20 protein-coding genes are annotated in these 21271 nt (G+C 73.2%); 2 read left to right on the forward strand and 18 right to left on the reverse strand.

The features are described 5' to 3' along the window. Nucleotides 1-161: 161 nt before the first annotated feature. On the forward strand, nt 162-542 hold the full coding sequence (locus tag C892_RS0124930) for an RNA polymerase-binding protein RbpA (RefSeq protein ID WP_017539108.1): 381 nt from the start codon (nt 162-164) through the stop codon (nt 540-542). Nucleotides 543-657: 115 nt separating this feature from the next. On the opposite strand, the gene C892_RS0124935 is transcribed toward C892_RS0124930, so the two are convergent. The 3 genes from C892_RS0124935 to lnt form a co-directional block, all read right to left on the reverse strand. Further along, nucleotides 658-1440: an HAD-IIA family hydrolase gene (locus C892_RS0124935; protein WP_017559434.1), complete on the reverse strand. Its 783-nt coding sequence runs from the start codon at nt 1438-1440 to the stop codon at nt 658-660. Nucleotides 1441-1612: 172 nt separating this feature from the next. Beyond that, entirely contained in the window at nt 1613-2203 is a 591-nt protein-coding gene (locus C892_RS0124940) for an FxsA family protein (protein ID WP_026124621.1), read from the reverse strand. Between the two features lie 76 nt (nt 2204-2279). Then, on the reverse strand, nt 2280-3941 hold the full coding sequence (lnt, locus tag C892_RS0124945; protein ID WP_017559436.1) for an apolipoprotein N-acyltransferase: 1662 nt from the start codon (nt 3939-3941) through the stop codon (nt 2280-2282). Nucleotides 3942-4967: 1026 nt separating this feature from the next. Between lnt and C892_RS0124950 the strand changes: the two genes are divergently transcribed. Continuing rightward, a complete protein-coding gene (locus C892_RS0124950; protein WP_017539112.1) occupies nt 4968-6191 on the forward strand; it encodes an ABC transporter ATP-binding protein in 1224 nt (407 codons plus the stop codon). A gap of 89 nt (nt 6192-6280) precedes the next feature. On the opposite strand, the gene C892_RS0124955 is transcribed toward C892_RS0124950, so the two are convergent. The 15 genes from C892_RS0124955 to C892_RS0125025 all read right to left on the reverse strand — a co-directional run bounded on the left by C892_RS0124955 (nt 6281) and on the right by C892_RS0125025 (nt 21219). Then, a complete protein-coding gene (locus C892_RS0124955; RefSeq protein ID WP_017559437.1) occupies nt 6281-7216 on the reverse strand; it encodes a carbohydrate ABC transporter permease in 936 nt (311 codons plus the stop codon). Next, nucleotides 7213-8598 (reverse strand): ABC transporter permease, encoded by a 1386-nt coding sequence (locus tag C892_RS0124960; RefSeq protein WP_017559438.1) that lies wholly within the window; start codon nt 8596-8598, stop codon nt 7213-7215. Before C892_RS0124960 ends, C892_RS0124955 begins: the two co-directional genes overlap by 4 nt. A 120-nt stretch (nt 8599-8718) precedes the next feature. After that, the gene (locus C892_RS0124965; protein WP_193374807.1) at nt 8719-10026 is read right to left on the reverse strand and encodes an ABC transporter substrate-binding protein; all 1308 of its coding nucleotides are present in this window, start codon (nt 10024-10026) and stop codon (nt 8719-8721) included. Then, on the reverse strand, nt 10019-11257 hold the full coding sequence (locus C892_RS0124970; RefSeq protein WP_017559440.1) for an ABC transporter ATP-binding protein: 1239 nt from the start codon (nt 11255-11257) through the stop codon (nt 10019-10021). The genes C892_RS0124965 and C892_RS0124970 overlap by 8 nt, the downstream gene beginning before the upstream one ends. A 294-nt stretch (nt 11258-11551) precedes the next feature. Further along, the gene (locus C892_RS0124975) at nt 11552-12712 is read right to left on the reverse strand and encodes an acyl-CoA dehydrogenase family protein (RefSeq protein ID WP_017559441.1); all 1161 of its coding nucleotides are present in this window, start codon (nt 12710-12712) and stop codon (nt 11552-11554) included. A gap of 168 nt (nt 12713-12880) precedes the next feature. Further along, a complete protein-coding gene (locus C892_RS29570) occupies nt 12881-13315 on the reverse strand; it encodes a DUF6941 family protein (RefSeq protein WP_017559442.1) in 435 nt (144 codons plus the stop codon). Then, on the reverse strand, nt 13315-13503 hold the full coding sequence (locus tag C892_RS0124985; protein ID WP_239647524.1) for a hypothetical protein: 189 nt from the start codon (nt 13501-13503) through the stop codon (nt 13315-13317). Before C892_RS0124985 ends, C892_RS29570 begins: the two co-directional genes overlap by 1 nt. Before the next feature lie 38 nt (nt 13504-13541). After that, complete coding sequence (locus tag C892_RS0124990) at nt 13542-13811, reverse strand: hypothetical protein (protein ID WP_017559444.1); 270 nt, start codon at nt 13809-13811, stop codon at nt 13542-13544. A gap of 150 nt (nt 13812-13961) precedes the next feature. After that, nucleotides 13962-15122: a glycosyltransferase family 4 protein gene (locus C892_RS0124995; RefSeq protein ID WP_017559445.1), complete on the reverse strand. Its 1161-nt coding sequence runs from the start codon at nt 15120-15122 to the stop codon at nt 13962-13964. Between the two features lie 149 nt (nt 15123-15271). Continuing rightward, the gene (locus C892_RS0125000; protein WP_017559446.1) at nt 15272-18139 is read right to left on the reverse strand and encodes a DEAD/DEAH box helicase; all 2868 of its coding nucleotides are present in this window, start codon (nt 18137-18139) and stop codon (nt 15272-15274) included. 87 nt (nt 18140-18226) lie between these two features. After that, complete coding sequence (locus C892_RS0125005; RefSeq protein WP_017559447.1) at nt 18227-19132, reverse strand: diacylglycerol/lipid kinase family protein; 906 nt, start codon at nt 19130-19132, stop codon at nt 18227-18229. Nucleotides 19133-19240: 108 nt separating this feature from the next. Further along, a complete protein-coding gene (locus tag C892_RS0125010) occupies nt 19241-19609 on the reverse strand; it encodes a DUF397 domain-containing protein (protein WP_017539122.1) in 369 nt (122 codons plus the stop codon). Nucleotides 19610-19686: 77 nt separating this feature from the next. Continuing rightward, entirely contained in the window at nt 19687-20493 is an 807-nt protein-coding gene (gene tatC / locus C892_RS0125015) for a twin-arginine translocase subunit TatC (RefSeq protein WP_017559448.1), read from the reverse strand. Between the two features lie 141 nt (nt 20494-20634). Further along, nucleotides 20635-20949 carry a twin-arginine translocase TatA/TatE family subunit gene (locus C892_RS0125020; protein WP_017539124.1) on the reverse strand — a complete coding sequence of 105 codons (315 nt, stop codon included), beginning with the start codon at nt 20947-20949 and terminating at the stop codon, nt 20635-20637. A gap of 69 nt (nt 20950-21018) precedes the next feature. Next, complete coding sequence (locus C892_RS0125025; RefSeq protein WP_239647525.1) at nt 21019-21219, reverse strand: hypothetical protein; 201 nt, start codon at nt 21217-21219, stop codon at nt 21019-21021. Between the last annotated feature and the right edge of the window lie 52 nt (nt 21220-21271).

Here is a 21271-nt window from a genome sequence, read left to right on the forward strand (position 1 = left end):
CGCGGACCGCCCTCACGGACGGTAAGGTGCCCCCGATGCGAGCATCGCGGACCGACCCCCTATCATCGCACGGTTGGACCCCGATCGTCCGGGGAATCTTTGAGACGGACCGGAGCGTTACAACCACGAAGACCGCTAGAGCGCCTGGAGGCATGTAAACGATGGCCGAGCGAGCACTTCGCGGCACGCGGCTCGGGGCGACGAGCTACGAGAACGACCGCAACACCGACCTGGCACCGCGCCAGGAGGTGACCTACGACTGCCCTCGGGGTCATCGCTTCTCCGTCACCTTCGCGACCGAGGCCGAGACTCCTTCGAACTGGGAGTGCCGTTACTGCGGCGAGACCGCCCTGATGGTCAACGGCGAGGAGCCCACGGAGAAGAAGGCCAAGCCCGCCCGGACGCACTGGGACATGCTCCTGGAGCGCCGCAGCGTGGAAGAGCTCGAAGAGGTCCTCGCCGAGCGCCTCGAGCTGCTGCGTGCCCGCCGTCGCGAGGAGCGGGAGCACATGGAGACGATGGCGCAGCGCAAGAGCGCCTGAGGAGGGGATGCCGCCAGGCGCCGAGCGGCGGGAGCGCCGCTGCAGGAGGGCGGCGGCCCGGGAGACCGGGCCGCCGCCCTCTTCGCGTCCGGGACGGCAGGGGGCCGCCCGCGGGTCACTCGGCCGCGGGCACCCCGATGCCGAAGGGGTCGGCGGTGATGCCCACCAGGTCGGCCACCGAGTTCATCACCTTGGTGGGCCGGTAGGGGAACAGGTCGGCGGTGTCCCGGCCGGAGATGCCCGACAGCACCAGCACCGTCTTCAGTCCCGCCTCGAGCCCCGAGCGCACGTCGGTGTCCATCCGGTCGCCGATCATGAGCGTGGACTCGGAGTGCGCGCCCAGGGCGCGCAGGGCCGAGCGCATCATCAGCGGGTTGGGCTTGCCGACGTAATAGGGCGCGCGCCCCGTGACCCGCTCGATCAGCGCCGCGATCGCGCCGGTGGCCGGCAGCGAGCCCTCCTGGCTCGGGCCCTTCTCGTCGGGGTTGGTGGCGATGAACCGCGCCCCGTTCTCCACCAGCCGGATGGCGCGGGTGATCGCCTCGAAGCTGTAGGTGCGGGTCTCGCCCAGCACCACGTAGTCGGGGTCGCGGTCGGTCAGCACGTAGCCGACGTTGTGCAGGGCCGTGGTCAGCCCCGACTCCCCCACCACGTACGCCGAGCCGCCGGGCCGCTGTTCGTCCAGGAACCGTGCGGTGGCCAGCGCGGAGGTCCAGATCGACTCCTCGGGGATGTCCAGGCCGGTGCGCTTGAGGCGCGCCCTCAGGTCCCGAGGCGTATAGATCGAGTTGTTGGTCAGCACCATGAAGCCGATGCCGCTCTCGCACAGCTCGGCGACGAAGGCGTCGGCGCCGGGGACGAGGTGCTCCTCGCGCACCAGCACCCCGTCCATGTCCATGAGGTAGTTCCACCGCGGTTCGTTGCTCACGCCTCAATTGTCCCCCGAGTCACGAGTGCATGCGCCCGGGACACCCGGAAAAGGCCTGGTTCGCCCGTAGGGCGGGCACTCCCGGAGCGGTTCGGGGCCGTCCGGGGCCGGTGGAACGACGGCGGGGGCGCCGGAGAGCGCCTCAGCCCGCGGTGCCGCCGTTCTCGGCGGGGTCGGTGACCACGCGGCCCTGGATGACCTTGCCGCTCCCGGGGCGGCCGGAGGGGCCCTTCGAGGAGCCGGACGGGGCGGAGGGGCCCGAGGGGCCGAAGGACCCGGGACCGGCGGTCGCCCCCATGGCGCGGGCGCGCCGGTCGGCCCAGGCCGAGAAGGCCCAGCGCAGCAGCGGCCGGGTGAAGGGCAGCGCCAGCAGGGCGCCCAGAGCGGCCGTGATGAACCCGGGGATGACCAGCAGGATGCCGCCCACCATGAGCATGAGCGCGCCCAGCATGCCGTCGCGGGAGCGGGCCGAGTCCCCCTCGCGCAGGGCCTTGGCCGTGGCCTGGGGGTCGCCGCCGGCGTCCCGGTAGGCCTGGGCCTGGGCGCGCAGGGTCTCCTCGAACTGGCGGTGGGCGCGGGTCCCGGCCCGGCGCAGCACGAGCACCCCGCTCGCGGTGAAGGCGAACAGCAGCGCGATGGTCCAGGGGACGCCGATCTGCCCGCCGACCGCGATCATCAGCCAGATCTCGGCGAACGGCAGCGCCATCAGCGCCAACACGATCAGCAGGGGCATGTCCACCATCCTCGGCGTCGCGGTCTTCGTCGGGGACAACGCGTGCGGCCGGCCCGTCGTTCCCGCGGCGGCGGGTTCACACCCGCTTCTCACCCTCCGCCGGGGACGCGGCGCGGGCGGTGCGGCCCCGGCGCGCGGCCACCGCCGCGGCGGCCAGGGCCCCCAGGGCCAGGGCGCACAGGGCCGCCTCGGGCAGCGCGCCCAGGCGGGTGGCGGGGGTCAGCCCCTCCATGGCGGGCAGCTCGGCGACCTGCCAGGCCCGTTCCGCCTCGGGCGAACGGTAGGTGAGCGTCCCGTCGGCGGCGACGAAGGCGCTCACCCCGCTGGTGGCGGCGACCACGGCGGGGCGGCCGTGCTCGACGGCGCGCAGCCGGGTGATGGCCAGCTGCTGGTCGCTCTGGCCGGTGAAGTTGTAGTTGGCGTTGTTGGTGGGCACCGCGATGATCCCGCCGCCCGCGGCCACCGCCTCGCGCAGCGGGCGGTCGAAGGCCACGTCGAAGCAGATGGCCGTGGCCAGGGTGGTGCCGCCGATCTCCAGGTCGCCCGGCTCGGTCCCGGGCACGGCGTCGGCGCCGACCCGGCGCAGCCGCTCCACGAACCGGGTGAAGAAGTCGCGGTAGGGGATGTACTCGCCGAAGGGCACCAGGTACCGCTTGGCGTAGTGCGCGCCGGGCCCCTCCTGCGGGCTCCACACCACGCTGCGGACCTCCCGCTCGGTGCCGTCGTCGCTGTAGTGGGAGATGCCGAAGAGCAGGGGCGCGTCGATGCGCCGGGCGGCCCGGTCGATGAGCTCGGCCGCCTCGGGGTCGGTGTAGGCGTCCAGGTCGCTGGCGTTCTCGGGGAGCACCACCAGGTCGGGCCGCTCGGCCTCGCCCGCGTCCACGGCGTCGGCGAGCTCCTCGACGGTGTCGACGTGGTTCTGCAGCACCTGCATGCGCTCCCCGGCGATGTCCATCTCGCCGACGTTGGGCACGTTGCCCTGGATCAGGGCGACGGTGGAGGTGCCGGTGGCCTGCGGTGCGCCGATGTGCGGGGCCGCGGCGCCGAACAGCGGCACCGCCACCGCCCCGGCCAGCAGCCCGGCCGGCAGGGCCAGGGCGCGCGCTCCGGCCCCCGGGGTGCGGGGGCGCAGGGCGCGCAGCAGCCCGGCCAGCAGCAGGGTCCCGCACAGCGCCACGGCGAAGGAGGCAAGCGGCGAGGAGCCGAGGGCGGCGTAACCGGAGAAGGGGGTGTCGGGCTGGGCGAAGGCGAGCTTGCCCCAGGGGAACCCGCCGAGCGGGAAGCGGGCGCGCACCGCCTCCTGCAGCACCCACACCGCCGCGGTCCACGCGGGCCACCCGGGCAGCCGGGAGACGGCGGCCAGGGCCATGGCCATCGGGACGTAGTAGGCGGTCTCGGCGGCGGAGATGGCCAGCCACACGTCGACGCCGAACACGTCCTGCCACTGGATGAGCGGGACCATGAGCACCGCGCCGGACAGCAGGCCCAGCCAGGCGGCGCGGCGCAGGCGGACGCCGAGCACCGCCCAGCCCAGGAGGGCGACCGCGATCGGGCCGAGCCACCACAGGCCGTAGGGCGGCAGCGAGAACAGCTGGGCCAGGCCGCTCGCGGCGGCGGCCGCGGCGCGCAGCAGGGCCGTGCGCGAGGGGCGGCGGGGGCGGCCTCCGGACCGGGGCCGCGGGGCGGCTCCGGTGCCCTCGGCGCCGCCGGCATCGGAGCGGGTGCCCTCGGCTACCACGTGCGGCTCGCTTTCCACCTGCGTCCCCGTGGCCCTGCGACGGGCCGGGGAGGGCGCGGGGCCGATGGGCCGCCGGCGCCGGGACGTCTGCTCTGCGGGGAGGGGGATGGCACGCGCCGGGCCCTGTGGGCCCCGGCACAGCGCAACAGTACCACCACCCCTGAACCGCCCCCGGAGGGCCTGGATCCCCGGCACAGGCGCCCGGAAACCGCCTGTGCTGGGTGGGGCGACCGGTGCGGCGGCGGTGTGCGGGGAGGCCGGAGAGAGGGTGGGTGCGGGCGGTTTCGGCCGCCGGCGACCAGATGGGCCCGCGCCCGATCGGCGCAGGCGGGGAGGGACGCCCGGCGCGGGGTGCCGCGGCTCCCGTCCCCTGGCCTCCCCGCGCCTTCCGCTCATGCGGCGGGCGTCCTCCCCGGACGGCCGCCCCGTCGGGGCGGGGTATGGGGGGACGCGGAAAAGGCCCGAAACCACCCTTCGGACCGGATCCGTCTCGTCGGCGGCGAGCGCGGAGACCGTTGTCTACTGGATGTTCGGGCCTTTTCCGGGTCCAACCCCCCGCCCGGTCGCGGAACCCCGGCGCCTACCCGACCTCCGAGCGCACCTGGTGCGTGGTGCGGCGGCCGGTGGGGCACGCGCCGGACCGCTCGACCGGTCCGTCCAGTGCTGGACTGGTCAGTAGATTACCCAGACTCCGGCCCCTCCGCCGCAACCACCGCCGCCCGTGTCGGCCGATGACCGCCGGAAGGGCCCGGCGCGGGCACGCGAAGTGTCCGGAAAGGGATAACCGCCGACAGGCTAACGCACCCTGACGATTCGGCGCCACTTCGTCCGCAGGACGCCCCCCGGCCACCCCTCCGCGACCGCCCGCGCACGCGTTCCCCTCCCCCCACTCCCCTCACAGCGACCGAAATCGGATCGAAATCGATCCCGCTATCGACAGGAACCGCCCGATCGTGTTCGATGTGATCGAAACGTCAGGTCGGATCGATCACGAGATCGGTCACTCACGGACACGGGAGCCCGAGCATGGCGAAAATCGTCCTCGACGGGGTCGACAAGGTCTACGCGGGCGGCGTCAAGGCCGTCGACGACCTCGACCTGGAGATCGCCGACGGCGAGTTCATGGTGCTGGTCGGCCCGTCGGGCTGCGGCAAGTCCACCGCCCTGCGGATGATCGCCGGCCTGGAGGAGATCACCGCCGGCGACCTGGTCATCGGCGAGGAGGTGGTCAACGACCGCCCGCCCAAGGACCGGGACATCGCGATGGTGTTCCAGAACTACGCCCTCTACCCGCACATGACGGTCGAGCAGAACCTGGCCTTCGGCCTGAAGCTGCGCAAGGTCGCCAAGCCCGAGATCCAGCGCCGGGTGCAGGAGGCCGCCGAGATGCTCGGCCTGGAGACCTACCTCAAGCGCAAGCCGGCCGCCCTCTCCGGCGGCCAGCGCCAGCGCGTGGCCATGGGCCGCGCCATCGTCCGCGAGCCGCAGGCCTTCCTCATGGACGAGCCGCTGTCCAACCTGGACGCCAAGCTGCGCGTGCAGATGCGCGCCTCCCTGAACCAGCTGCACGAGCGCCTGGGCGTGACCACCGTCTACGTCACCCACGACCAGGTCGAGGCGATGACCCTGGGCGACCGGGTCGCGGTGCTGCGCGACGGCCGCCTGCAGCAGGTCGACACCCCCAAGAACCTGTTCAACCACCCGGTCAACCTGTTCGTCGCCGGGTTCATCGGCTCGCCGGCGATGAACTTCGTCATGGCCGAGCTGCAGCGCGACGGCGACGGGGCGGTGCTCAAGTTCGCCGACCAGGCCCTGAAGGTCCCCGCCGGCGTGGTCGCCTCCCGCGACGGGCTCAGCGACTACTTCGGCCGCCAGGTCATCCTGGGCATCCGCCCCTCCGACTTCGACGACGCCGCGCTCTCCTCGGGCGAGAGCCCGAGCATGCGCGTGACCGCCGACGTCACCGAGGAGCTGGGCACCGAGATCAATGTGATCTTCAGCGTGGACGCCCCGCCGGTGCAGCACGAGGAGGCCGCCGCGCTGGCCGCCGACCTCTCCGGGGACGGCGAGGACGCCGGCTCCGGGAGCGGGCTGCCGCTGGCCGGCGACAAGTCGGTGTTCACCGCGCGCGTCAACCCGCGCAGCGAGGTGACCCACGGACAGCAGATCACGCTGTCGGTGGACGTCACCCAGCTGCACTTCTTCGACAAGGAGAGCGGCCTGGCCATCGGCCACCCGGACAACCGCTGAGGCCCGGTGCGCTGAGGCCCGGAGCGGGGCCCTGAGAGCAGGGGCGGGGGCGCGCGGCGCCCCGCCCCCTTCGCGTTCCGGGCCGGCGGCTACTTGACGGCCCCCGCCATCACCCCCTGGACGAAGTAGCGCTGGAAGGCGAAGAAGACCACCAGGGGCACCACCATCGAGATGAAGGCGCCCGAGGAGATCACGTCGATGTTGGCCCCGAACTGGCGCATCTCGGCCTGCAGGGCCTTGGTCATGGGCTGGTTGGCCGCGTCGGCGAACACCAGCGCCACCAGCAGGTCGTTCCACACCCACAGGAACTGGAAGATCGTCAGCGACGCGATCGCCGGGCCGCCCAGGGGCAGGATCACCCGGCGGAAGATGGTCAGCTCCTTGCCGCCGTCCATCCGCGCCGCCTCCAGCAGGTCCCGGGGGATCGCCGCGAAGAAGTTGCGCAGCAGGAAGATGGCGAACGGCAGCCCGAAGCCCACGTGGAACAGCACCACGCCCACGATCGAGCCGTAGATGCCCGCCCCGCCGTAGAGCTGGGCGATGGGCACCAGCGCCACCTGGATGGGCACCACCAGCAGCGCCACCACGCCCAGGAAGAGCCAGTCCCGCCCGGGGAACTCCATCCACGCCAGCGCGTAGCCGGCCAGGGAGGCGATCACCACGATCAGCAGGGTCGAGGGCACGGTGATCAGCACCGTGTTCCAGAACGAGCCGACGAACACCGGGTTGTCCAGCAGGCCCGCGTAGTTGGCCAGGGTGAGCTCGGCCGGCCGGGCCAGCGCGGTCCACCACCCCGAGGCGGCGTTGTCGGCCGGGGTGCGCAGGCTGGAGACGAACAGGCCCAGGGTGGGCACCAGCCAGAACAGCGCGATGAGCACCAGCAGCACCTGCACCGCGCCCGACCCCAGCAGGGCCGCCGCCCGCGAGGCCGCCGAGCGGCGGGGCACGCCCTGGCCCCCGTCCGGTTCCGGCGGCGGGTCCGGACGCGCGTCGGGGGGAGCCGTGGCCGCGGCGTCGTCGCTCATGAGTTCTCCCGGCGGAACCGTCGGATCTGGAACACCATCGCGGGCACGACCAGCACCAGCAGGAACACCGCCAGCGCGCTGCCCAGCCCCTGGTCGTTGGCGCCGAAGGCGACCCGCCACATCTCCACCGCCAGCACGTTGGCGTCGGCCTGCACCGATCCGGGGGCGATGACGAAGACCAGGTCGAAGATCTTCAGCACATAGATCATCAGGGTCACGAACACCACCATCAGCACCGGCGAGAGCAGCGGCACCGTGACCCGGCGGAACACCTGCCACTCGGTGGCGCCGTCCACCCGCGCCGCCTCCAGGGCCTCGCGGGGGATCGCCGCGAGCCCGGCCGCGATGAGCACCATGGCGAAGCCCGCCCACACCCACAGGTAGGCGCCGATGATCGCCGGGGTGACGAGCGTGGGCCCCAGCCAGGTCACGCCCCGGTAGGGCTCGGCGAAGTTGCGCCCGTCCAGGACCACCGTGTACGCGCCGGGCTCGACGCCCTCGAAGGCGAAGGAGCCGTCGCCGCCGGCCCTCGCGGTGGCGGCGGTCGAGCCGTCGGCCTCGACCAGGCGCACCTGGACGCCGGGCAGGCCCCGCTCCTCCGGGTCGATCGCGCCCTCCTCTCCGCCACCGCCGGGCGTGAAGTCCAGCCAGACCGTTCCGGTGACCGCCTCCGGCCCCGCGTCCGGGGGCCCGGAGGCCGGTCCGGCCGAGGCGGGCAGGTCGTCGGCGGCCACCCCCACGAGCGGGAGCGCGACCCCCTCGCCCGGCGCCGCCTCGGCCTCCAGCCGGTAGCCGCCCTCGGGGCCCTCGGCCAGGCCCGCCCCCTCGCGCGGGCGGGCGTCGGGGTAGGCCCCCGCAGGGGCGACGGTGTCCTGCACGGTGGTGATCACCGCGTTGGCCAGCCCGCGCTCGGGGTCCTGCTCGTAGACCAGGCGGAAGATGACGCCGGAGGCCAGGAAGGACACGGCCATCGGCATGAACACCACGAGCTTGAACGCGGTGGCCCAGCGGATCCGCTCGGTCAGCACCGCGAAGATCAGCCCGGCGACGGTCACGGCGATCGGCGCCACCACCACCCACACCACGTTGTTGCGCAGCGCCACGAACGTGGGCGGGTTGGTGAACATCCGCAGGTAGTTCTCCAGTCCCACGAACGTGGTGCCGGAGGCGTCCCACAGGCTCCGGTACACCGAGAACCCGATGGGATAGAGCATGTAGGCGCCCAGGAACAGCAGGGCCGGCAGCAGGAAGGCCAGCGCCAGCCAGCCCGGGGGGCCCAACGCCCCCGCGCGCCCGGGCTCCTGGGGCCCGGGCTCCTCGCCGGCCGCGGGGCCGCCCGGTGCGGCGCCTCCCGCCTCCGGCGGCTGTGAGGTCTCGGCCATCGCGGTGCAGCGCGGCGCGCCCTCGCGGTGCGCCGCGCGCCCTCCTCTCCGCTGTCGCTGGTGCCGGGGGAGGCGGGCCCGGCGGCCCCGGGGTGCGGGGGCCGCCGGACCCGGCCGGGGTCAGGACGCCTCTTGCGCGGCGTCCTCCAGCTCCTGGGCGGCGGCCTCGGGGTCGCCCGGGTCGCGCAGGAAGTCCTGCAGCGCGGCCCACATGCCGCGCCCCTCGGTGGCCCCGAACCGACTGGGCACCTGGTCGGACATGTCGTAGCGGACGTCCTCGCCGGCGTCCAGGACGGTCTGGGCGAGCTGCCGGGTGAAGTCGTCGTCGTAGGCGTCGGGCTGCACCTGGGAGTTGGCCGACAGGTAGCCGCCCAGGCCGGCCCAGGTGCTCTGGGCCTCCGGAGAGGCCAGGTAGGCCAGCAGCTCCTGGGTGCCCTCGTTCTCGCTCATCGCCACCGCGATGTCGCCGCCGACCACCACCGGCGCGGCCTCGCCGACCGCGGGGAAGGGGAACGCCCGGGCGTCCTCGCCCACGGTCGCCCCGGCCTCGGTCGCGCTGGCCGCGACGAAGTCGGCCTCGTAGACCATGGCCGCCTCCTGCTGCCCGTAGACCTGGGTGACGCAGGTGGGGAAGTCGGTCTGCACGGCCCCGGAGGTGCCGCCGGCCATGTAGTCCGGCTCACCCCACACCTCGCCCAGGGTCTCCAGGGCCTGGACCACCGACTCGTCGGTCCAGGGGATCTCGTGCGCGGTCAGCCGGTCGTAGTTCTCCGGCCCGGCCTGGGACAGGTAGACGTTCTCGAACCAGTCGGTCAGCGTCCAGCCCGAGGCCCCGCACATCGCGAAGGGCGTCTCGCCGGCGTCGGAGAGGGTGGGGGCCGTGGTGCCGACCATGTCGTCCCAGGTCTGCGGGGGCTGCACCCCGGCGGCGTCGAAGGCGTCGGGGCGGTACCACACGATCGACTTGTGGGCCGCCTTGAGCAGGATGCCGTACGGTTCGCCGTCCACCGAGCCCAGGTCGCGCCAGTAGTCGGTGTAGTTCGACTCCAGCGCCGAGGCGGCGTCGCCGGACAGCGGCACCAGGGCGTCCTGGGCGGCGTACTCCTCCAGCAGCCCCGGCTGGGGCAGCAGCGCCACGTCCGGCGGCTCGCCCGCCTCGATCTTGGGCCCCAGGTAGGCGCCGGTGTCCTCGCCCGTGGGCTCGTACTCGACGGTGGCGCCGGTCTCCTCCTCGAAGGCGCTGAGCACCTCCACGAAGTTCTCCTGCTCCACCCCGGTCCACTTGGCGGCGACCTTCAGCTGCACGCCCTGCAGGTCGCCCCCGCCCGGCGCGCCGCCGCCGTCGCCGGGCACGCACCCGGCAGCGACCAGCGCCCCGGCCGCGGCCAGCGCCACGCCGCAGCGCGCACTCCACCTGTGCTCAGTCATCGCCCACCTCTCTGGGGTCCGCGTCCCCGGGCTCCCCCCAGATCCCGGCGCCGCTCTCGGGGTCGAAGAAGTACAGTCGGCCGGTGTCCACCCGGATCCGCACCGGCGCGCCCTCGGCCACCCGCGAACGGGGGCTGAACTTGGCGATCAGGGTGCCCTCGCCGGGCACCTCCCCCTCGTCGGCCCCGGCGTCGCGGGCCAGCTCGCGGGTGTCGTCGGTGACCACCGGCGGCGCCGAGAGCACGAAGTGCACCAGCAGCTCGGCGCCGAGCGCCTCGACCAGGTCGGCCGTGGAGGCCAGCACCGCCGCGCCGCCGGGCGCGCCGCCCGCGCCCTCCAGGTCGGCGTCCTCCATGTCCTCGGGGCGGATGCCCACGGCGATGTCGCGCCCCAGGTAGCCGCGCAGGGCCGGGCGCTCGTCCAGCAGCGCGTGCGGCACGCCCAGGGCCTGGTCGCCCAGGTGCAGGACGGCACCGTCCCCGTCGCCCTCCAGGCGCCCCTGGAGCAGGTTCATCGCCGGCGACCCGATGAACCCGGCCACGAAGAGGTTCACCGGCCGCTCGTAGAGCTCCTGGGGCGGGGCGACCTGCTGGAGGACGCCCTTCTTCATCACCGCCACCCGGTCGCCCAGGGTCATCGCCTCCACCTGGTCGTGGGTGACGTAGACGGTGGTCACGCCCAGGTCGCGCTGGATGCGGGAGATCTCGGCGCGCATCTGCACCCGCAGCTTGGCGTCCAGGTTGGACAGCGGTTCGTCCATCAGGAAGGCCTGCGGGTTGCGCACGATGGCCCGCCCCATGGCCACGCGCTGGCGCTGGCCGCCCGAGAGGTTGCGGGGCTTGCGGTCCAGGTGGTCGGTCAGGCCGAGGGTCGCGGCGGCCTTGGCCACCCGCTCGGCGATCTCGGCCTTGGGCATGCGCCGCAGTTGCAGGCCGAAGGCGATGTTGTCCCGGACGCTCAGGTGCGGGTACAGGGCGTAGCTCTGGAAGACCATGGCCACGTCCCGGTCACGGGCGGGGACCCGGTTGACGGTGCGCTCGCCGATGGCCACGGTGCCGCGGCTGATCTCCTCGAGGCCGGCCACCATCCGCAGGGCGGTGGTCTTGCCGCACCCGGAGGGCCCTACCAGCACCAGGAGCTCGCCCTCGGCGATGTCCAGGCTCAGGTCGTCGACCGCGCGCGTGCCGTCGGGGTAGATCTTGTAAACGCCGTCCAAGCGGACATTGGCCACGTTGCGCCTCCACCCGACCCGAGTCGTACGGCGCGCACCGCCTCCTCCTCGGAAACGGCCGGTCTCCTCACCGGTTCTCCTCGGGGCGGGACACGCTGTGCCGTGGACCACATCGGCTCCACGCCATTGTGGTATCAGGCGAAGTCCCGCCTTAACAGTGATCGGGGGACGCCTGTTACGAATCTGTTTCCCTCGGCGCAAACCGGATTCCGCGCCCGTGGCCGGTTGCGGACGCACGGGCGCGGAACGGGGGGCGCAGGGCGCCTGCCGGGGGGCCGGAGGCCCCGCCGGACCTCAGCGGTCGCCGGTGAGCGAGCGGCCGATCACCATGCGCTGGATCTGGTTGGTGCCCTCGACGATCTGCAGGACCTTCGCCTCGCGCATGTAGCGCTCGACGGGGAAGTCGCGGGTGTAGCCGTAGCCGCCGAAGACCTGCACGGCGTCGGTGGAGACCTGCATCGCCGTATCGGTGGCGAAGAGCTTGGCCATGGCGGCCTGGTTCCCGAAGGGGCGCCCGGCGTCGCGGCGCCGGGCGGCCGCCAGGTACAGCTCGCGGGAGGCCTCCACCTTGGTGGCCATGTCGGCGAGCATGAAGGACATCCCCTGGTGCTCGGCGATGGCGCGGCCGAACTGCCGCCGCTCCTTGGCGTACTCCACGGCGGCGTCCAGCGCGGCCTGGGCCACGCCCACCGCGCAGGCGGCGATGCCGAGCCGCCCCGAGTCCAGGGCGGACAGGGCGATGGAGAAGCCGGAGCCCTCCTCCCCCACCAGGGCGTCGGCCGGCACCCGGACGCCGTCGAAGCGCACGACGGCGGTGGGCGAGGCGGACATGCCCATCTTGCGCTCGGGGGCGTCGGCGGCCACGCCGGGGGTGTCGGCGGGCACGTGCAGGCAGCTGATGCCCGAGGCGCCGGGACCGCCGGTGCGCGCGAAGAGGGTGTAGAAGTCGGCGGCTCCGCCGTGGGTGATCCAGGACTTGGCGCCTTCGACGGTGTAGCCGTCGGCGGGGGCGGAGGGGTCGGCCACGGCGCGGGTGGAGAGGGCGGAGGCGTCGGAGCCGGAGTGCGCCTCGGAGAGGCAGTAGGCGCCGAGGAGGCCGCCGCCGAGCATGTCGGACAGAAGGCGGTCCTTCAGCTCCGGGGACCCGGAGGAGGCCACCGGGTAGCAGGAGAGGGTGTGCACGCTCAGGCCCAGGCCGACGGCGAGCCAGGCGGAGGCCAGCTCCTCGACGACCTGGAGGTAGACCTCGTAGGGCTGGTCGCCGCCGCCGTACTCGGAGGGGTAGGGCAGCCCGAGCAGCCCGGAGCTCCCGAGCAGCCGGAACAGGTCGCGGGGGAACTCGGCGCGCTCCTCCCCTTCCGCCGCCCGCGGGGCGATCTCCTTGCCCGCGAGATCGCGGACGAGTCCGAGGAGGTCCTCCCCCTCAGGGGTGGGCAGCGTGCGCTCAACGGCCATGTCGTTCCCTAACCAGGTCGCGCGGGGACGCCGAGATATTTGGTCGTCCTACTACATGGTGACATGCGGCACTGTAGCCCATACCCCACCGAGGGAGGGGAAGCGGGGGAAGGCCTGTCGACACATCACGGACCGCCCAATGCACGGAGCGGCCCTTTCGCGCGTTCCCTAGCCGGGCGGCCCTTGGGACCGTGCAGCGAACGACTTCACCTCGACCTGCCCACCGATGCTCAGTCTCCACTGGTAGCGCCCCGCAGTGAGCGGGAGGGGCGGGATGCTCAGCGTGAACGAGGCGTCGAGCGTCGTCCCGGGATCGACGCCGGGAGGGCGGCCGATCTCCATATTCCCCGCATGCCGAAGGTTCTGCGTGCCATCACCTGTGGCCAGGACGACCGGCTGCCCGTCCTCGTCGCACAGCTCCAGCTCGAACGGGATCTTCTGGTTGGTCCGATCCCACGGGATCCCCAGGAGGACCGCAACGGCATGCGGGGCGGTCGGTGTTCCGGTGAAGGACCAGCCTGCCCCCAGCATGTGAACCTTGCCGTTGGGATCCGAGACCGCTGCGTCACACAGGATGAGCTGAACTTCGATCGGTGACGCCATCAGCAGACTTCGACGACGTTGCTGCCCTGCACGGTCCCCGTCTCGCCGACTGTCGGCCGGTTGCACAATGACAGGTGGGCGTTGAACCCCAGAGCAGGGGGTTCGGTCACATGTTTCTCACCTCGTTCGAAGGCGTCGAGTACCTCCTCCAGGGGTTCGTCCTCTTCATAGAAGTCGTTGCCGTCCATGCCCTTCATCATGCCCCAGACCTCCTACCTGCCAAAGGTCAGATCGGGTAGGCGCTTCCGAGATGATAAGTATCGGCCCACCCCGTGTCCGCGGGGTACAACACCACGAGGACACGCTTCTCGCGGACCCGGCTCTTCACCAGCGCCCTGACCCCCCGGGTCGGATGACTGTCCCAGACGTACTCGAGCCCCCGCCGACAGACGACGGCATCTTCAACCTCAAGCGGGTCCAGACCGTGGCGTGACCGGATCTTGTGAGCCGTCCGGTCGCTGATGAAGAGTCGTGCAACCCATAGCTTCCCCTCCACGCCCTCCCACCCAATACTGTTCCCTGAGATTCGTTCCCCAGGAAGGAGCAGGCCCCCGCTCTTCCTAAGAGGTTTCCGACTCTCTCGGACAGTGAGCAGTGGTGAGGGGAAGTACAGGGAAGTGGCCAACTCCGGCCAGAGCCACGCCCCTCATTCCTCGAGGAGTTTCTCCAAGCGTTCGGCTGCGCCGTCCCAGGTCCAGGCGCGCTCGACGCGCCTCCTGCCCGCCTCGCCCATCGCCTTCGCCCTCGATCCGCTCGTCAGGACCCGGGTGATGCGGTCGGCGATCTCCCTGGCGTCGCCGCCGTCCACCACGTACCCGGTCGTCCCGTGGGCCACGGTCTCCGGCGCACCCCCGGACGAGCCCGCCAGCACCGGCAGACCGCACGACGCCGCCTCCAGGAACACGATCCCCAGCCCCTCGGCCTCCAGGCCCAGCCTCCGCGTCCGGCACGGCATCGCGAACAGGTCCGCGGCCGCGTAGTAGGGCGGCATCGACGCGTGCGCCACCGGGCCGGCGAAGACCACCTCGCCCTCCACGCCCGTCCACGCCGCCAGCCTCCGCAGCCGCTCCCGGTCCGGGCCGTCGCCGACCACCAGCAGCCGCGCGTCCGGAATGCGCGCCCGCACCCACGGCATCGCCTGGATCAGCGCGTCCACGCCCTTGCGGGGCACCAGCCGGGACGCGCTCAGCACCACCGGCCCCTCCCCCAGGCCGTGCCGCTCCCGGACCTCTGCGCCGTCGCCGCCCGGCCGGAACAGCCCCGTGTCCACGCCCGGCGCCAGCCGCACCATCCGCTCCCGCGCCGCCGGCGACAGGGCGGGCGCGATCGCGTCCCGGGTGTACCCCCCGATGTAGGTCAGGTGGTCCACGCCCTCGCCGATGCGCCGCAGCAGCCGCCGCGTCGCCGGCAGCCGCGCCCACCACGCCTCGTGCCCGTGGGTGAGCCCCACGATCCTGCGCACCCCGCCGTCGCGGCGCAGCCGCCCGGCCATGAGCCCCAGCGGCGCCGCCGCGCCGAACACCACCCGGGTGCAGCCGCGCTCGGCCGCCAGCTCCGCCGCCCGGCGGGCCACCCGGGGCGTGGGCAGCAGCATCGCGGTGTCGACCCGCACCACCTCGAACGGCTGACGGCGGTCGAACCCCTCGGGGCCCTCCCCCGCCGTGCCGCCGCGCCGCCCCGAGGCCAGCACGGTCACCCCGGTGCCGTCCGGCCCGGCCAGGCGCCGCGCGATCTCGTAGGCGAACACCTCGATCCCGCCCTCGCGGGGCGGGAAGTCGTTGGTGACCATCAGTGTGCGCTCAGGCATCGACGACGTCCGTTCCTCTCACGGTCGGGCGCCCGTCGCGCCCCTGTCCGCATGTTCGAGGACCATCCCCGCCGCTTCCCGGTGCCACACCGTCCCGGGCGCCACGCGGGCCTTCCGTCCCGAAGCGGCTCCCCTGGTCCGGGCGGGCCTCAGCCCACCGAGGAGTAGGCGACCACGCCGCGCTTGACCAGGTCGACCGCCCTGCGGGCGGTGCGGCGCACGCCGCTCTCCTCCGGGGCCGCCCCCGCGATCTGGCCGAGCAGGTCGATGAGCTGCTTCGCCGTGCGCACGAAGTCGCCCGCCGGCATGTCCGCCTCGCCCAGGATGCGGTCGAGCCGGTCGCCGCGCGCCCAGCGGTGCGCCACCCACACGAAGCCCATGTCCGGGCGGCGCAGGAACGACACCCGGTGCTCCCGCTCGACCTCGTGCAGGTCGGCCCAGAGGCGCTCCATCTCCTCCAGGGCCTCGCCCACCGGGCCCTCCGGCACGCGCGGGAACGGGTCGTCGTTGCGCCGCGACTCGTACACCAGCGACGCCACGCACGTCGCCAGCTCCTGCGGGTCCATTCCGTCCCACACCCCCCGGCGCAGGCACTCGGCCACCAGCAGGTCCAGCTCCGAGTACAGCCGGGCCAGCACCCGGCCGTCGGGGGTGACCTCGTCCCCGGCCCCGGGGTCGAGGTAGCCCAGGGTCTGCAGCACCCCGCACACCCGGTCGAAGGTGCGCGCGATGACGTGCGAGCGCCCCTCCACCCGGCGCCGCAGCCCGTCGGTCTCCTTCTGCAGGCGGAAGTACCGCTCGGCCCAGCGCGCGTGGTCCTCCCGGTCGGCACAGCCGTGGCAGGGGTGCCGCCGCATCTCGGCGCGCACCTCCGCGATCTCCGGGTCCTCCTCCTTGGAGCCGCGCAGCGGCTGCGCCGCCCGGGTGTCGATGGACCCGTCGTCGAGCTTGTTGCGCAGCGTCGACGCCAGGTCGGCCCGGGACTTGGGCGAGCGCGTGGAGAACGACTTGGGGATCCGCACCCGCCCCGCCGCCTCCACCGGCACCGGGAAGTCGGCCGCGTTGACCCGCCGCACCTGCTTGTCAGCGGTCAGCACCAGCGGCGCCGGAACGTCCCCGCGCAGCCCCGGGTCGAGCACCACCGCGAAGCCGCGGCTGCGGCCCGCCGGAACGCGGATCACGTCGCCCGGGCGCAGCCGCTCCAGCGCCTCCATCGCCTCGTCGCGCCGGCGCGCGGTGCGCTTGCGCGACCCCTCGGCCTCGATGTCGCTCAACCGGCGCCGCAGCCGCGCGTACTCCATGAAGTCGCCCAGGTGGCAGGTGGCCGCCTCGGCGTACCCGGCCAGCGCCTCCTCCTGCTTGCGCAGCCGCTTGACCAGGCCCACCACCGCCCGGTCGGCCTGGAACTGGGCGAAGGAGGCCTCCAGCATGTTGCGGCTGCGGTCCCGGCCCACCTGGCCCACCAGGTTGACCGCCATGTTGTAGGAGGGCTGGAAGCTGGAGTCCAGCGGGTAGGTGCGGGTGCTGGCCAGTCCCGCCACCGCCTCGGGGTCGGTGCCGGCCTGCCAGACCACCACCGCGTGGCCCTCGACGTCGATGCCGCGCCGGCCCGCGCGCCCGGTCAGCTGGGTGTACTGCCCCGGCGTCAGCGGGGCGTGCGTCTCGCCGTTCCACTTGTCCAGCTTCTCCATGACCACCGTGCGGGCGGGCATGTTGATGCCCAGCGCCAGCGTCTCGGTGGCGAACACCGCCCGGATCAGGCCCTGGGAGAACAGGGCCTCGACCACCTCCTTGAAGGTGGGCAGCATCCCGGCGTGGTGCGCGGCCAGCCCGCACTCCAGGGCCCGCAGCCAGTCGTGGTAGCCCAGCACCGCCAGGTCGGCCGCGGGGATGTCGGCGCACTGCCGCTCCGCGTACTCGCGGATCCGGGCCGCCTCCTCCTCGGTGGTCAGCACCAGCCCCGACGCCGCGCACTCGCGCACCGCCGCGTCGCACCCGGCCCGGCTGAAGATGAAGGTGATCGCCGGGAGCAGGCCGTCGCGGTCCAGCTCGTCGATGATCTGCACCCGGCTCGGCGGGGCGTGCTTGGCGCGCGGACGCGGTGCGCTGCGGGACCGCGTCTGCGGGTGCCGCCGCCGGTGCGCGAGCTGGGTGACGCGCTCGTCCTCCAGCGCGAAGCGGATCAGCCGCGGGTTGATCCGCATCTTCTCGCCGTTGACCTCCACGTGCACCGGCGCGTCCTCGTCGCCGCCGCGCCGGCCCCGCTCCCGCTTGCGGGAGCGCCGGCGGCCCGACGAGCCGTCCTCGCCGTCGCCCTCCTCGGCTCCGGCCTCCTCCAGCGGCACGAACAGGTCGTGCAGCCTGCGGCCCACCATCACGTGCTGCCACAGCGGCACCGGGCGCTTCTCGTCCACGATGACCGTGGTGTCGCCGCGCACCTGCTGCAGCCACTCGCCGAACTCCTCGGCGTTGCTCACCGTGGCCGACAGCGCCACGATCCGCACCGACTCGGGGAGGTGGATGATCACCTCCTCCCACACCGCGCCCCGGAAGCGGTCGGCGAGGTAGTGCACCTCGTCCATGACCACGAACGCCAGCCCGGACAGGGTGTGCGAGCCCGCGTAGAGCATGTTGCGCAGCACCTCGGTGGTCATGACCACGATCGGCGCCTCGCCGTTGACGCTGTTGTCCCCGGTGAGCAGCCCGACCCGGTCGGCCCCGTAGCGGGCCACCAGGTCGTTGTACTTCTGGTTGGACAGCGCCTTGATGGGCGTGGTGTAGAAGCACTTGCCCCCGTCGCGCAGCGCCGTGTGCACGGCGAACTCGCCGACGATGGTCTTGCCCGAGCCGGTGGGGGCGGCGACCAGCACGCCGTGGCCCTGTTCGAGCGCCCGGCACGCCCGCACCTGGAAGGGATCGAACTCGAATCCGTAGAGCCCTTGGAATTCCTCGACCGCGGGACTGGTCTGGGCCTGTCGGCGGCGGAACGCGGCGTACCGCTCGGCGTGCGTACTCATCGTCCCCAGCCTATGGCGTTCCCGACACGACCGGCGACGAAGGGCACGTCCGGCGGGGGCGCAGCGGCGCGCCGCCCCCTCCGGCGCTCACCGCAGCAGGTGCACGGCCCCCGGCACCGCCTCGCACACCAGCGGCACGGTGCCCACCCGCTCGCCGTCGGCGTACCCGGCGACCGGGCGGCCGTCGGGGCCCGGCTCGGCCTCCACCGCCACGCGGCGCCCGGTGAGCACCTCGACCTCGTCCAGGTCCACGTGGGTCCCGCCGAGCGCCCGGGGGAAGAACCGCAGGAAGTCGCCGACGGCGACCGCGTGCACGAACACCGCCTCCAGGAGCCCGTCGTCGGGGCGGGCGCCCGGGCACACCCGGACCCCGCCCCCGTAGCTGCGGGTGTTGCCCACCGCCGCCAGCATCCCCTCGGCCTCCACCACGCGGCCGTCGACCTCCAGCCGGAAGGGCACCGGGCGGAACGAGCGCAGCTCGGCGGCGATCCCCGCCAGGTAGCTGGCCGGCCCCAGGGAGACGGCGAAGCCGTTCACCCGCTCGTTGACCCGGGCGTCGAAGCCGCACGCCAGCACGCTCAGGTAGTGGAAGCCGGGGCCGCGCTCGCCCCCGGCGCAGGACACCGCGTCCACCCGCACCGCACGGCCGTGCAGCGCCCGGCGCGCCGCATCGGCCGGCGAGGGGCCGAAGCCGAACTCGCGGGCGATGTCGTTCCCGGTGCCCGCGGGCAGCACGCCCAGCGGCACGTCCGTGCCCGCGACCCCCTGCACGGCGGTGTTGACCAGCCCGTCGCCGCCGACCGCGACCAGCGCGTCGGGGCGCTTCTCGGCCGCCTCGCGGGCCAGGCGCGCGCTGTCGGCGGCCGAGCGGCCGACGAGCACGGTGGTGTGCGCGCCGGCGGAGCGCAGTTCGGCCAGCAGGCGGCGGGCGGCGACGGCGGCCCGGCCGCGGCGGGAGGAGGGGTTGACCAGGACGGCGATGCTGGGCGACATGGGGGGCTTCCTGTCAGGCCGGATCCAGGGGGCGCCCGAGGGGGATTCCCGGGTGCAGTGAGGATACCGACCGGTAGCCCGTGGGGGCGCCCCGGCTCCGGCCCGGCCTCAGGAGCCGGCGCTCTCCTCGGGGCGCTTCCTGTTCAGCGGCGACGGCACCGCGTGCACCTCGACCTCGCCGCGCTGGATGCGCCGCTCCTCCTCGGTCAGGTACTCCTCCGGGATGTCGAACTCGCCGTCCTTGGCGCCGAGCACGAACGCCTCCCACTCCTGCGGGGTGAAGAACAGGATGCCCTTCTCGGGGTTCTTGCCGTCGCGCACGGCCCGGAAGCCGTCGTCGAACTTGGCGACCTCCACGATCGCCTCGGAGTCCTCGCGCGACAGCGACGAGCGGTACCAGACCGCGTCGGTGGTGTCGTGCCACTTCTCATTGCCCATGGCCTCGGGCGGCAGCTCGCGCTTGCTCTCTTCACTCATGGGGCGGGTCCTCTCAGGGGTGTGCACGGCCCCGGGCCCGGTCCGGGGCGGTGCCGGGGACGGTCTTCGGGGCGACCCTAGCGCTTCCGGTCCGCGTCGGCGGCGGGCTCGTCGTCATCCAGCGGCGAGATCTCGTCGTCGTCGAGTTCGCCGAGCTCCCCGCCGCCCCTGCGGCGGTCGTGGACCAGGCAGAACAGTTCGGCGACCTCGAAGAGCACGATCAGCGGGACCGCCAGCGCCAGCATGGAGATCGGCTCGGCCGGGGTGACCATGGCCGAGACGACGAAGATCGCGAAGATGATCAGGCGGCGCCACCGGGCGAGCCCGGCGTGGGAGACCACCCCGAGCAGGTTCAGCAGGATCACGATCAGCGGCGCCACGAACGCGAACCCGAACACCAGGATCATCAGGATCATGTAGTTCAGGTAGTTGGTGATCGTGATCATCGCCACCATGTCCTCGGTGGCGAAGCCGAACAGCACCTCCAGCGCCAGGCCGGTGATGTAGTAGGCCAGCCCGGACCCGGCCAGGAACAGCGGCACGGCGGCGGCCACGAAGAAGTAGGTGTAGCGCTTCTCCCTGCCCCGCAGCGCGGGCGCGATGAAGGCCCACAGCTGGTACAGCCAGAAGGGGGTGGTGATGAGCAGGCCGACGACGACTGCGACCTTGAACTTGAGGAAGAAGGGGTCGAAGATGCCCGTGAAGATGAGTTCGCAGCCGTCGCCGCCGTCCCGGACCTCGGCCGGCAGCCGGCAGTAGGGCGCCTGGAGGGCCTCCCACACGGGGTCGAAGACGACGAAGCCGACGACCACGCCCACGGCGATGAACAGCGCCGCCTTCACGACTCTGCTGCGCAGTTCGCGCAGGTGGTCCATCAGCGGCATGCGCCCTTCGGGGTCCCTCGGGGGTCTACGCCGCTGTCGCCGGTACTGCATCGCCCGCAAACGCTCCTCGAAGCGGGCCGCCCGCGGCCCGCGCTCCTGTCCGTCCCTGTCGCCGGGCGGTCCGCCCGCCCCGTGCTCCGGTCAGTCCTCGTAGCGGCGGACCGGCTCGCCCTTCTCGTTCACGATCTGCTGGCCGGCGGGCAGCTCCGGGTAGGCCTGCCGGTCCTGCTGGGCGGAGGCGCCCTGCCCGGGGCGGGCCTGCTGGTCGGAGGCGGGGGCCTCCTGCCCGTCCTGGCCGTCCTTGCGCTCGCCGTTCTCCTCGTCGACCAGGCCCTTGGCCTCGCTCTTGAGGATGCGGGCGCTGCGGCCGAGCGAACGCGCGAGCGTGGGCAGCTTGGTGGCGCCGAACAGCAGGAGTGCGATCAGCAGCAGGATCAGTACTGTCCGAAAGTCCATACCCATGACTTCAACCTCTTTCCCAGGCGCTACCTGCACCTTTGATCGTACGCGCACCCCGCCGGCGCCTCACCCGGGGTCGCTTTCGACCACCTGGCGGGCGCCGCGGGTCCGCGCACGGTAGGCGCGGTAGTGCGGCTCCAGCTCGCCCCGGGTCCGGGCCGCCTGCGCGCGCAGGCGGTGGAGCGCGGCCAGCATGCGGGCGGTCAGCACCGCCACGAGCAGCAGGCCGACGAGGGTCACAGCGGCGAGGCCGACGATCGCGAGCACGCCCACCACCATACTCGGTCGAACATGAAACCCGCCCGGCCCAGAAGTGTCA

The sequence above is a fragment of the Nocardiopsis baichengensis YIM 90130 genome (assembly GCF_000341205.1).
GTDB lineage: Bacteria > Actinomycetota > Actinomycetes > Streptosporangiales > Streptosporangiaceae > Nocardiopsis_A > Nocardiopsis_A halophila.

Bases quoted from the DNA above. Each gene is read 5' to 3' on its own strand.
- C892_RS0124930 (WP_017539108.1), top strand. From the start codon at position 162: ATGGCCGAGCGAGCACTTCGCGGCACGCGGCTCGGGGCGACGAGCTAC.
- C892_RS0124935 (WP_017559434.1), bottom strand. From the start codon at position 1,440: ATGGACATGGACGGGGTGCTGGTGCGCGAGGAGCACCTCGTCCCCGGC.
- C892_RS0124940 (WP_026124621.1), bottom strand. From the start codon at position 2,203: ATGCCCCTGCTGATCGTGTTGGCGCTGATGGCGCTGCCGTTCGCCGAG.
- C892_RS0124950 (WP_017539112.1), top strand. From the start codon at position 4,968: ATGGCGAAAATCGTCCTCGACGGGGTCGACAAGGTCTACGCGGGCGGC.
- C892_RS0124955 (WP_017559437.1), bottom strand. From the start codon at position 7,216: ATGAGCGACGACGCCGCGGCCACGGCTCCCCCCGACGCGCGTCCGGAC.
- C892_RS0124960 (WP_017559438.1), bottom strand. From the start codon at position 8,598: ATGGCCGAGACCTCACAGCCGCCGGAGGCGGGAGGCGCCGCACCGGGC.
- C892_RS0124965 (WP_193374807.1), bottom strand. From the start codon at position 10,026: ATGACTGAGCACAGGTGGAGTGCGCGCTGCGGCGTGGCGCTGGCCGCG.
- C892_RS0124975 (WP_017559441.1), bottom strand. From the start codon at position 12,712: ATGGCCGTTGAGCGCACGCTGCCCACCCCTGAGGGGGAGGACCTCCTC.
- C892_RS29570 (WP_017559442.1), bottom strand. From the start codon at position 13,315: ATGGCGTCACCGATCGAAGTTCAGCTCATCCTGTGTGACGCAGCGGTC.
- C892_RS0124985 (WP_239647524.1), bottom strand. From the start codon at position 13,503: ATGGACGGCAACGACTTCTATGAAGAGGACGAACCCCTGGAGGAGGTA.
- C892_RS0124995 (WP_017559445.1), bottom strand. From the start codon at position 15,122: ATGCCTGAGCGCACACTGATGGTCACCAACGACTTCCCGCCCCGCGAG.
- C892_RS0125000 (WP_017559446.1), bottom strand. From the start codon at position 18,139: ATGAGTACGCACGCCGAGCGGTACGCCGCGTTCCGCCGCCGACAGGCC.
- C892_RS0125005 (WP_017559447.1), bottom strand. From the start codon at position 19,132: ATGTCGCCCAGCATCGCCGTCCTGGTCAACCCCTCCTCCCGCCGCGGC.
- C892_RS0125010 (WP_017539122.1), bottom strand. From the start codon at position 19,609: ATGAGTGAAGAGAGCAAGCGCGAGCTGCCGCCCGAGGCCATGGGCAAT.
- tatC (WP_017559448.1), bottom strand. From the start codon at position 20,493: ATGCCGCTGATGGACCACCTGCGCGAACTGCGCAGCAGAGTCGTGAAG.
- C892_RS0125020 (WP_017539124.1), bottom strand. From the start codon at position 20,949: ATGGACTTTCGGACAGTACTGATCCTGCTGCTGATCGCACTCCTGCTG.